The sequence below is a fragment of the Stackebrandtia soli genome (genome assembly GCF_965137155.1).
Lineage (GTDB): Bacteria > Actinomycetota > Actinomycetes > Mycobacteriales > Micromonosporaceae > Stackebrandtia > Stackebrandtia soli.
Genome location: NZ_CBCRZX010000007.1, coordinates 140706 through 151358, shown reverse-complemented (window position 1 = coordinate 151358; position 10653 = coordinate 140706). Strand labels below are relative to the sequence as shown.

General features: G+C 67.6%; 10 protein-coding genes and 1 pseudogene. 7 read left to right on the top strand and 4 right to left on the bottom strand.

The features are described from left to right. The 3 genes and pseudogenes from ACM9NP_RS07040 to ACM9NP_RS07030 form a co-directional block, all read right to left on the bottom strand. The coding region (locus ACM9NP_RS07040) for a helix-turn-helix domain-containing protein (RefSeq protein ID WP_415645783.1) at positions 1-233 on the bottom strand (233 nt) is incomplete at its 3' end. A 150-nt stretch (positions 234-383) separates the two neighbouring features. Continuing rightward, a pseudogene (locus tag ACM9NP_RS07035) lies at positions 384-645 on the bottom strand (P1 family peptidase); the annotation flags it as partial. 1 nt (position 646) lies between these two features. Then, positions 647-1226, bottom strand: a 580-nt coding sequence (locus ACM9NP_RS07030) for a P1 family peptidase (protein WP_415645782.1), incomplete at its 3' end; no start/stop codon positions are given. A gap of 453 nt (positions 1227-1679) precedes the next feature. Here ACM9NP_RS07030 and truB point away from each other — a divergent pair. From truB to dapB, 6 genes are all read left to right on the top strand, one after another. Continuing rightward, entirely contained in the window at positions 1680-2597 is a 918-nt protein-coding gene (gene truB / locus ACM9NP_RS07025) for a tRNA pseudouridine(55) synthase TruB (RefSeq protein WP_415645781.1), read from the top strand. 75 nt (positions 2598-2672) lie between these two features. Then, a complete protein-coding gene (locus ACM9NP_RS07020) occupies positions 2673-3623 on the top strand; it encodes a bifunctional riboflavin kinase/FAD synthetase (protein WP_415645780.1) in 951 nt (316 codons plus the stop codon). 194 nt (positions 3624-3817) lie between these two features. Then, complete coding sequence (gene rpsO, locus ACM9NP_RS07015; protein WP_415645779.1) at positions 3818-4087, top strand: 30S ribosomal protein S15; 270 nt, start codon at positions 3818-3820, stop codon at positions 4085-4087. A gap of 224 nt (positions 4088-4311) precedes the next feature. Continuing rightward, positions 4312-6765, top strand: coding sequence for a polyribonucleotide nucleotidyltransferase (locus ACM9NP_RS07010; protein ID WP_415645778.1), 2454 nt, complete (start codon positions 4312-4314; stop codon positions 6763-6765). A gap of 11 nt (positions 6766-6776) precedes the next feature. Then, positions 6777-8102 carry a M16 family metallopeptidase gene (locus ACM9NP_RS07005; RefSeq protein WP_415645777.1) on the top strand — a complete coding sequence of 442 codons (1326 nt, stop codon included), beginning with the start codon at positions 6777-6779 and terminating at the stop codon, positions 8100-8102. Between the two features lie 25 nt (positions 8103-8127). Then, entirely contained in the window at positions 8128-8892 is a 765-nt protein-coding gene (dapB, locus tag ACM9NP_RS07000) for a 4-hydroxy-tetrahydrodipicolinate reductase (protein WP_415645792.1), read from the top strand. A gap of 150 nt (positions 8893-9042) precedes the next feature. Here the strand turns inward: dapB and ACM9NP_RS06995 are convergent, their stop codons facing one another. Then, the gene (locus tag ACM9NP_RS06995) at positions 9043-9447 is read right to left on the bottom strand and encodes a hypothetical protein (RefSeq protein WP_415645776.1); all 405 of its coding nucleotides are present in this window, start codon (positions 9445-9447) and stop codon (positions 9043-9045) included. Between the two features lie 256 nt (positions 9448-9703). On the opposite strand from ACM9NP_RS06995, the gene ACM9NP_RS06990 reads away from it, so the two are divergent. Continuing rightward, complete coding sequence (locus tag ACM9NP_RS06990; protein ID WP_415645775.1) at positions 9704-10645, top strand: LppM family (lipo)protein; 942 nt, start codon at positions 9704-9706, stop codon at positions 10643-10645. Positions 10646-10653: the final 8 nt, after the last annotated feature.

The window sequence follows — 10653 nt, the reverse complement described above, 5'->3', positions numbered from 1 at the left end:
CCGTCACCCCGCCCCGGCGCCTCCTCCAACAGCCCCACCTTCGCCAAGGTGCGCAGGTGATAGCTCATCGCCGACGGTGAGAGGCCGATCAGCTCGGCTCCCTCGGTCGCGGTGAGGTCGTCGACTTCGCCGAGATGGTCGAGGATCGCCATCCGAGCCGGATGCGCCAGGGCACGCAGCAGCTCCGGGTCGGACAACTCGGTCGGATAGTCGGTGTCGCGGTCGGCACTCACGTGTCCAGCAAAACACGTCCGGTCTCATGAAGGCCCGGCGCGGGGCGGGTCACGTGTCGACTCGACGGCGCCGATCCCGTAGCGCCGTGGGAGATACGCGCCGAGCCCGAGTGCCACCGGACCCGGGTGGCCCCGTCCGTCCGACTCGCCTCACTCCGCGACCGCGCGGATCGCCATCTCCGTGGCGCGCAACGCGAGTAGCCGCACCGTGTCCACGTCAGCCGTCACCAGGCCGGACGCCGTCGCGATGAAGGCGTCCCCATCGGCGCGAGTGTGCGGCGGCACGATCGCGCGAGCCAGGCCGTCGTGCGCTCCCTGCGCCACCAGGAGACACCCCGTCTTGTCGATCGCCGCGTTGCTCGCGACGACTCCGATCGTCGTGTTTCCGAACAGCGCCCCGGTCGGCGTCGACNGCATCGCGTCGACGACGGCCGCCGAGCGGGTGCCGTCGACGTCGATCCACCCGAAGGCGTTGACCGCGACCAACGCCGTCACCACGAGCTCCCCGGAACGGACGGTCGCGGTACCGAGCCCGCCCGGCTCGGCCTCCCCAGAGGCCTTCCCCACCGTCGCCCCGGTGCCCGCTCCGACCTTCCCCGACACGATCGCGGGCGTGGCCGCCATCGCCGCGGCGTATCCCTCCTCCGCCCCCGGTCGGACCACACTGTCGCCGACCGCGAGGTCGTACAACGCCAGGGCCGGAACGATCGGGACGACACCACCGGGAGTGGGAACGCCCTGCCCGCGCTCGGCGCAGTACCGCATGACGCCGTCGGCGGCGGCCAACCCGAACGCGGAGCCACCGGTCAGCACGATCGCGTCGACACGGTCGACCGTCCGGTGCGGTTCCAGCAGCGCCAGTTCCCGGCTCGCGGGCGCGCCTCCGCGCACTTCCGCCGACGCGAGGACGGGCTCGTCGAAGACGACGACGGTGCACCCGGTCGCCGCCGTCGTGTTCGTCCAATGCCCCACTCGAAGCCCCAGGTCATTCATGGTCTTCCCCCCTTGATCGCCGCGTCGTGTCCCGTTCTTTGGGATATCCCGCGCATAATACGAGACAGGCGTTATTGTCGATCACGATGCGTTTCGTAGTAATTCTTCCCAGCCGCGGCGGGACCTGAACGACAGGCCGACTCCCCGCCGCGGTGTTGACGCGTTGGTCCGTTGTCTCCCCACAGGGATGGCGACGCGGGGAGTTCGAAGCATCCAAACCCGAATCGCGGGCTCTCCGGTCACTTCGAGAATTCGAGTTTCCATTGAAGGAGAGCCTTTTCCATGTCTACCACCACAAAGAAGAAGAACATGTCGACGTCCGCCGAGCAGGAGGCGCNCGACGAGGCCCGTCGCGCCCTGCTGGAGTCGATGGATCGTCGTCAGTGACGGCTGCCGGGCACGGCCGTCGAACCTCGACGGCCGTGCCACAGCGGTCGAGGCCATCTGCAAAGCTTGATCCTCGTGACCAAGCAGCCGACCGGATTCGTGATCGTCGACAAACCAGCGGGAATGACCTCTCATGACGTGGTCGCCCGCATGCGCCGCCTGGCCGGAACCCGCAAGGTGGGCCACGGTGGCACCCTGGACCCGATGGCGACGGGGGTGCTCGTCGTCGCGGTAGGTCAGATCACGCGGCTTCTGACCTTCGTCACGGGCTGCGACAAGTCCTACGAGGCCACCATTCGGTTGGGGCAGGCGACCATCACCGACGACGCGGAAGGCGACATCACCGCGACCGTCTCGACGGAGGGCGTCACCGACGACGCCATCAACACCACACTGTCCACGATGTCTGGACACGTCAAGCAGGTGCCCAGCGCCGTCAGCGCCGTCAAGATCGACGGAAAGCGCGCCTACAAACGGGTCCGTGACGGCGAGGACGTCGAGATTCCCGCGCGCGAGGTGACGATCAGTCGCCTCGAAGTCCGCGACATCCGTCGAGTGACGACGGACCCCGAACAGTTCGGAGCGATCGACGTCGACATCACCGTCGACTGCTCCACCGGCACCTACATTCGCGCGATCGCCCGCGACCTCGGAACCGCGCTCGGCGTCGGCGGGCACCTGACCCGGTTGCGACGCACCCGCGTCGGAGGTTTCACCATCGACGAGTCGAAGACTCTGGACGCGTTGGCCGAGGCCGAATCCCCGATCACCCACACCACGGTGGAGACCGTCACGCGCCTGATGCCGCGCCGCGACATCGAGGCGGCCGAGGCCACCACGCTCGGGCACGGGGGCCGAATCCCGCTCTCCGGTGTGGCCGGGCCGTACGCGGCCATCGACCCGAACGGCAGAGTCGTCGCCGTCGTCGTCGAACGTGACGGTCGCACGAAGTCGCTGGTCGTGCTGCCGGAATCGACCGCCTGAGTGGCGCGGCGAGACGCACGTCAATCCCCGCCGGATGCCGCGCTGGCGATCTCGGCAGTACGCAAGGATGTAGGAATGCAGCGTTGGCGTGGAATCGACGCGACCCCGGCCGACTGGGGTCGCTCCGTCATCACCATCGGAGTCTTCGATGGAGTACATCGTGGGCATCAGTCGATCATCGGTCGGGCGGTGCGCGCGGCGGGGGAGTTGTCCCTACCGAGCGTCGTCGTCACCTTCGATCCACACCCGGCCGCCGTGGTGCGGCCCGGCACACAGCCTTTGCTGTTGACGGAACTCGATCGTCGGGCCGATCTCGTCGCGGAACTCGGCGTGGACGGCTTCTGTGTTCTTCCTTTCACGAGAGAGTTCTCTCAGTTGTCCCCGGAGTCGTTCGTGCGGGACCTGCTCGTCGGGCGCCTGCACGCGGCGAAGGTGGTCGTGGGCGAGAACTTCCGCTTCGGGCACAGGGCCGCGGGCGACGTGGACATGTTGGCGCAGTTGGGGAAGACCTTCGGATTCGAGGTGGAGACGGTCGGTCTCGCCGGATCGGAGTCCACCGTGTTCAGTTCGACGTACGTGCGCGCCCGCGTCGACGCCGGTGACGTCGCGGCCGCCGCCGAGGCGCTGGGGAGACCTCACCGGGTCACCGGCGTCGTCGTCCCGGGAGCCGCGCGCGGCGGAAGCCAACTCGGTTTCCCCACCGCGAACCTGCGCCATGACCCGAATCTCGCGATCCCAGCGGACGGCGTGTACGCGGGCTGGTTCGTCCGGCACGACCTTGTGACCGGCGTCGACGAGAAACCCCGTCCGACGGCGATCAGCGTCGGCACGAACCCCACCTTCGCGGGCGAGCACCGCACCGTCGAGGCGCACATCCTCGACTTCGACGGGGACCTGTACGGCGACACGGTGAGCGTCGACTTCACCCGGTACATTCGTCCACAGCAGACGTTCGATGCGATTCCGCCGCTCATCGCGCAGATCGCCGCCGACGTCGACCGCACCCGCGAAATATTGGGGTGCTGAACCTTTCCCCGTCGGATAACGTGGCCTCGTCGGACCGTTCGTGATCGACGCCGTCGCGCACAACGCACGGCGAGCGACTCCGGGGCCGTCTGTTAACGTGGGGGTGTTCTCCGCGCGTTTACGCGCGGTTCGGTGTGCCTGCCCGACGCCGTGGGCTCATCACACATTCCGATTCACAACATCTAAGGGAGATCATGGCGCTCGACAATGCCACGAAGGCGGCCATCATCGCGGATTACGCGACCGCCGAGGGCGACACCGGTTCCGCCGAGGTTCAGATCGCGCTTCTGACGCGCCGCATCAGCGACCTGACGGAGCACTTCAAGAGCCACAAGCACGACCACCACAGCCGCCGCGGCCTCCTGCTGCTGGTCGGCCGTCGTCGTCGACTGCTGAAGTACCTGCAGAACGAGGACATCGAGCGTTACCGCTCGATCATCAAGCGCCTGGGTATTCGCAGGTAGAACCTTCGAGGGAGCGACACGAGGTCGCTCCCTCGAATCATACGGTCGCCCGGTGATCACGCCGGGTACCGTGCAAGAAGCTGAGGCACGTCAAGCCGTCTTGACGTTCCGGTCCTCGGTAGTGGTGTCCGGGCGAGACCGCCCGAGCACTTCGATCGAAGACCGGCCGTAAGACAGCTCTGAAGACGAATGGCGTGCCATGACAGAAGGAGCTGTAGACACACATGTCCACAGAGACAACATCCCACTCCCCGTCGGTCGCGGAACTCGGCGAGAACACCGCCACCGCGGTGATCGACAACGGTGAGTTCGGCAAGCGCGAGCTTGTCTTCTCGACCGGGCGCCTCGCGCGCCAGGCCGGCGGAAGCGTACTCGTCCAACTCGGCGACACCGTCGTGCTGTCGACGACGACCGCGGGCCGCCACCCGAAGGAGCACTTCGACTTCTTCCCGCTGACGGTCGAGGTCGAAGAGCGCATGTACGCGGCGGGCCGCATTCCCGGCTCGTTCTTCCGCCGTGAGGGTCGTCCCAGCGAGGACGCCATTCTCACCTGCCGTCTCATCGACCGCGGCCTGCGTCCGAGCTTCATCAAGGGGCTGCGCAACGAGGTCCAGGTCGTCGAGACCGTTCTCGCCCTTGACGAGACGCACCCGTACGACGTCGTCGCGATGAACGGCGCCTCGGCGTCGACGCGCCTGTCCGGCCTGCCGTGCGCGGGCCCGCTCGGATCGACGCGCATCGCGAACATCCGTGGCAACTGGGTCGCCTTCCCGACCCTGGAGCAACTCGAAGAGGCGACCTTCGACATGGTCGTCACCGGCCGCGTCACCGACGCCGGCGAGATCGCGATCATGATGGTCGAGGCCGAGGCCACCGACAAGACGATCGAGCTCATCGCGGGCGGTGCCACCGCCCCGACCGAGACCGTCGTCGCCGAGGGCCTCGAAGCCGCCAAGCCGATCATCAAGATCCTGTGCGACGCGCAGAACGAGCTGGCGGCCGTCGCGGCCAAGCCCGCCGTCGAGTTCCCCCTGTTCCCCGAGTACGCCGACGACGCCTTCGCGGCCGTCGAGGCCGCGATCGGTGGCGACCTCGCCGCCGCGCTGACCATCGGTGACAAGCAGGAGCGCGAGGCCGAGCTCGATCGAGTGAAGGCCGTCGCCGTCGAGAAGACCGCCGAAAGCTTCGAGGGTCGCGAAGGCGAGATCTCGGCGTCGGTGCGGTCGTTGACGAAGAAGCTCGTCCGTCAGCGGGTCCTCCGTGACGGCGTGCGCATCGACGGTCGTGGCACCCGCGACATCCGGCCGCTGTCGGCCGAGGTCCGGGTTCTGCCGCGCGTCCACGGCTCGGCCCTGTTCGAGCGTGGCGAGACGCAGATCCTCGGCGTCACGACGCTGAACATGCTCCGCATGGAGCAGGCCATCGACACGCTTTCCCCCGTGTCGAAGAAGCGCTACATGCACAACTACAACTTCCCGCCGTACTCCACCGGTGAGACCGGCCGCGTCGGTTCGCCGAAGCGTCGCGAGATCGGCCACGGCGCGCTCGCGGAGCGGGCCCTCGTGCCGGTGCTGCCTGGTCGCGAGGAGTTCCCGTACGCGATCCGTCAGGTGTCGGAAGCGCTGGGCTCCAACGGTTCGACGTCCATGGGCTCCGTGTGCGCCTCGACGATGAGCCTCATGTCGGCGGGTGTCCCGTTGAAGGCGGCCGTCGCCGGTATCGCCATGGGCCTCATCTCCGACGAGGTCGACGGTAAGACCGAGTACGTGACGCTGACCGACATCCTCGGAGCCGAGGACGCGTTCGGCGACATGGACTTCAAGGTCGCCGGAACGCGTGACTTCGTGACGGCCCTGCAGTTGGACACGAAGCTCGACGGCATTCCGTCGGACGTGCTCGTGGGCGCTCTCGGCCAGGCGAACGAGGCGCGGCACGCGATCCTCGACGTCATGGGCGAGGCGATCGCCGAGACCGGTCAGATGGCCGACTCCGCGCCGCGCGTGACGACGGTGAAGGTGCCGGTCGACAAGATCGGCATGGTCATCGGCCCGAAGGGCCAGACGATCAACTCGATCACCGAGGAGACCGGCGCCGACATCTCCATCGAGGACGACGGCACGATCTACATCGGTGCGACGACGGGCCCGGCCGCCGAGGCCGCCGTCGCCATGATCAACGGCATCGCCAACCCGACGCTGCCGAACGTCGGTGACCGCTTCCTCGGGACCGTCGTCAAGACGGCCGCGTTCGGCGCGTTCATCTCGCTGGTGCCCGGCCGGGACGGTCTGCTGCACATCTCCAAGATCGGTGATGGCAAGCGTATCGACAAGGTCGAGGACTTCCTCAACGTCGGCGACAAGATCGAAGTCGAGATCGCCGATGTGGACGGTCGCGGCAAGATCTACCTCGACAAGGTCTACCCCGAAGGCCAGGAGCCGCCGAAGCGTCCCAGTGGAGGCGACCGTGAACGCGGTGAACGCGGTGACCGTGGTGGTCGCGGCGGCGAGCGCGGTGGCCGTGGTGGCGACCGTGGTGGTCGCGGTGGCGAGCGCGGTGGCCGTGGCGAGCGTGCGGCCGAGGCCGCTCCCGCCGTCGACGACGCCGATGCCGGAGACTCCGACAGTGGTGACGACGACGACAAGAAGCCCCGCCGACGTGAGCGCCGCCAGCACCGGTAGAAACACCAGGTATGAAACCGTCTTCACACGGGCTTACCTACACACTTGCTGATGACCCGCTGGGCGGCACGGTACGACGTACCGTGTTGCCCAGCGGGCTTCGTGTTCTCACGGAGTCGATCCCCGCGATGCGCAGCGCGACGGTCGGGGTGTGGGTCGGCGTCGGATCCCGCGATGAGGTTCCCGAGCTGTCGGGCGCCTCGCATTTCCTGGAACATCTGCTGTTCAAGGGGACCCGGCGTCGAAGCGCCCTCGACATCTCAGCTCAGATCGAGGCGGTCGGCGGTGAGACCAACGCGTACACCGCCAAGGAGTTCACCTGTTATTACGCGCGGGTGCTGGACTCGAACGTGTCGTTGGCGATCGACGTCCTCGGTGACGTGCTGTGCGATTCGCTCATCACCGAGTCCGACGTGGAGACCGAGCGTGGCGTGATCCTGGAAGAGATCGCGATGCAGCGCGACGAGCCCGGTGACGAGGTGCATGACCTGTTCGCCGCGGCCGTGTACGGCACGCATCCGTTGGGCCGCGACATCGCGGGTACACCGGAGACCGTCGCGCGGCTCGATCGCGACGAGATCTTCCGCTTCTACAAGTCCCGCTACACGGCGCCGACGATGGTCGTCGCGGCCGCCGGGAACGTCAACCACGACCAGGTGGTGGCGTTGGTGGCCGAGGCCTTCGCGCCGTTGCTGACGGGTCTGGCCGATCCGTTGCCGCTGCGAGCCCCGGCCGCGTGGTCTGGTTCGCTTCCGGACCGGCGTCTGCTCGTGGCGACGCGCGACACCGAACAGGCGCACATCGTTTTGGGCGGTGAGGGTCTGGCGCGTCGTGATGAACGGCGGTTCGCCTTCGAGGTCCTGTGCAACGTGCTGGGCGGCGGCATGTCGAGCCGTCTGTTCCACCGGATCCGGGAGGATTCGGGTCTGGCCTATTCGGTCTACTCCTACACGGCCGAGTTCAGCGAGTCCGGCCTGTTCGGTGTGTACGCCGGTTGCGCGCCCGAGAACGTCCATCGTGTCCTGGATTTGACCCGCGGCGTGTTGGCGGAGGTCGCCGCCGACGGCATCGACGACGAGGAGTTGGGGCGCGGCAAGGGGATGGCGAAGGGTTCGATCGTGCTCGGCATGGAGGACACGGGTTCCCGAATGGGCCGTCTCGGTCGCGGCGAGTTGCTGTTCGGCGATCAGCTCAGTGTCGATGATGTACTGTCGCGCGTGGACTCGGTGACTCGGGAGGAGGTGGCCGCCCTGGCCGCCGAGGTACTGGGTCATCCGCGCTGTCTGGCGGTGGCGGGGCCGTTCGACGAGTCCGACTTCGCCGACGTCGTATCCTGACGACATGCTTGACGAGGAGACCGTGATGGCCGAGAACGCCGAGACGCAGCCGCTGCGCGTGGGGGTGCTCGGAGCGCGGGGCCGGATGGGCACCGAGGTGTGCCGGGCTGTGAACACCGCCGAGGACATGGAGCTGGTGGCGATGGTCGACGCCGGTGACTGGCTCTTCAACGTGTCCGACGCGGGGGCCGAGGTCGTCATCGACTTCACCCGTCCGGACGTCGTCATGGACAATCTACAGTGGTGTATCGATCAGGGGATCCACGCCGTCGTCGGCACATCCGGATTCACACCGGATCGCATCGAGACCTTGAAGGGCTGGCTGGAGGCGAAACCGGGGCTCGGGGTCGTCATCGCTCCGAACTTCGGCATCGGCGCCGTGTTGATGATGCGTTTCGCTCGTGAGGCCGCGAAGTACTTCGAGTCGGCGGAGATCGTCGAACTCCATCACCCGGCGAAGGTGGACGCCCCGAGCGGCACCGCGACGCGGACGGCCGAGCTGATCGCCCGCGCCCGTGCCGACGCGGGCCTCGGCCCCCAACCGGACGCGACGGAGCAGTCGATCGACGGCGCGCGCGGTGCCGACGTGGCGGGCGTCCGGGTGCACGCTGTTCGCGCGTCCGGGTTGATGGCGCACCAAGAGGTCCTGTTCGGAGGCTCCGGTGAGACTCTGACGATTCGCCATGACTCGCATGATCGCGCGTCGTTCATGCCGGGCGTGCTGCTCGCGGCGCGTGCCGTGCGGGAACGCCAGGGTCTGACCTTCGGCCTGGAGGACCTGCTCGACTAGGGCGCGTCCGGCATCCCGCGCGGCGGGAGACGGGAGTCCCGCCCTTGAGCACCTCGTCCGCGACGTGGACAACCCCCCGGATGCCGTGATGGACCCGGGGGGTGTCCACGTTGACCGAAGGTCACGCGGCGCGTCGTCGCGAGACGCTGTCTAGCTCGCCTGCGGGGGAGCGGTCATGGCGTTGGTGCCGCCCTCATAGGCTTCGATGTACTCCCGGTATGTGGGGCGGCCCAACAGTTTGTACTGCATGGTGTGGACCGCCGTGACCACTTCGGGGATGTCGGCCGGGTGCTGTTCGGGCAGGTTGAAGAACGCCCCGGCGGCCCGTGCGGTCAGCAGCCAACAGATCGCTTCATCATGGGTGAAGCCGGCGATGCGGATGTTGCGATAGTCGAGGCGTTCTCCGGCGGTCCAGTCGCATTGACGATCGGTCAGCGGGTATTCCTTGTCGGTTTCGTCGGCCGCGGCGGCGTCGGGGAGGGCCGTGGCGGCCAGTGCGGCCACCGATCCGAGCGCCGCCGTCTGGAGGAGCCTCCGCCTGTTGTTGTCAGTCATGTATTCAACCGTTTCAATGGACAATGTGGGCCCGGCGATGATATCCGCGATCCTCTGTCGACGGTGTCGCTCGTTCGGTCGGAGCGTTGCGGCCGGACGTCGGATGGCGCGGTGTCGATCGTCCTCGTCCGGCGCGGTGGTTTCTTGCGTGTCCGGGAGTGTCGCCGGATCGAATCATCGTGGCTGTCAGTGGTCGAAACCAATCCGCAATGTTAAGTATCTAGATGTGTGCGGCTGGGGCGGGTAGACATGACACATGTTCGCGTCGACTGCTCGGCCGCTCCGCCGGATCGCGGCCCTCGTGCTGTTCCCGGTGTTGGCGTTGGTTCTGACCGGCTGCCTCAGAATGGGCGTGACCGTCGAGATCAGCGCCGACGACACCGTCACCGGCTCGTACACGGTCACCTACCCCGAGGAGGCCATGGAGGACGGTGATCCGACCGAGGGCTTCTCCGAGGGCTCCGAGGACGGGTCGATCACGTTGGAGCGCTACGAGGAGGACGTCGACGGCACCCCGTACCTCGGGGTTCGGTACCTCTTCGACGACGCCAGCTTCGAGGACTTCGCCGAACTCATCAACCGCAACGTCGACGAGGACGACGCGGTCGCCCTCACTCGCGACGGCGACGACATCAACTTCAAGGTCACCATTCCCGAGGGCCTCGGGGACGACTCCGGCTCGTCGCCCGAGTCCGAAGAACTGCTGGCCAACGGGCACATCGGCATCTCCCTGGTCTTCCCCGGCGAGATCGTCGAGACCAACGGCACCCTCGGCGACGACCCGCGCAGCGTCTCCTGGGACATGCCCCTGGCCGAGGCGACCGACGCCTACGCCATCGCCTCGGCGGTCCCGACCGGCGACGCTTCCGACCCCGCACCGGACCCGACCGGCACCGCGACGGAGGACACCACCGATGCCGCTTCGCCCACCGACGTCGCGCCCGCGTCGTCCAACTCGGGCACTCTCGTGTGGATCATCATCGGCGCGACCCTGGTCGCGGCGGCCGTGGTCTTCCTGCTCCTCAAGCCGCGCAAGAAGGCCGATCAGGACGCCGACGACGCACCCGACGAACACGACGCCTCACCCGACGACGAAGCCCCGTCCGAGGACCCGGCGCCCGTCGAGACCCCGACCGCTCCACTTCCGACGGTCGAAACACTCGACGACGAGACACCCGACCCACCAACCGATCGGTAACCCACGCG

Excerpts from the sequence above, each read along its gene's own strand:
- ACM9NP_RS07020 (WP_415645780.1), top strand. The coding sequence starts at position 2,673 with ATGCAGCGTTGGCGTGGAATCGACGCGACCCCGGCCGACTGGGGTCGC.
- rpsO (WP_415645779.1), top strand. The coding sequence starts at position 3,818 with ATGGCGCTCGACAATGCCACGAAGGCGGCCATCATCGCGGATTACGCG.
- ACM9NP_RS07010 (WP_415645778.1), top strand. The coding sequence starts at position 4,312 with ATGTCCACAGAGACAACATCCCACTCCCCGTCGGTCGCGGAACTCGGC.
- ACM9NP_RS07005 (WP_415645777.1), top strand. The coding sequence starts at position 6,777 with ATGAAACCGTCTTCACACGGGCTTACCTACACACTTGCTGATGACCCG.
- dapB (WP_415645792.1), top strand. The coding sequence starts at position 8,128 with ATGGCCGAGAACGCCGAGACGCAGCCGCTGCGCGTGGGGGTGCTCGGA.
- ACM9NP_RS06995 (WP_415645776.1), bottom strand. The coding sequence starts at position 9,447 with ATGACTGACAACAACAGGCGGAGGCTCCTCCAGACGGCGGCGCTCGGA.
- ACM9NP_RS06990 (WP_415645775.1), top strand. The coding sequence starts at position 9,704 with ATGTTCGCGTCGACTGCTCGGCCGCTCCGCCGGATCGCGGCCCTCGTG.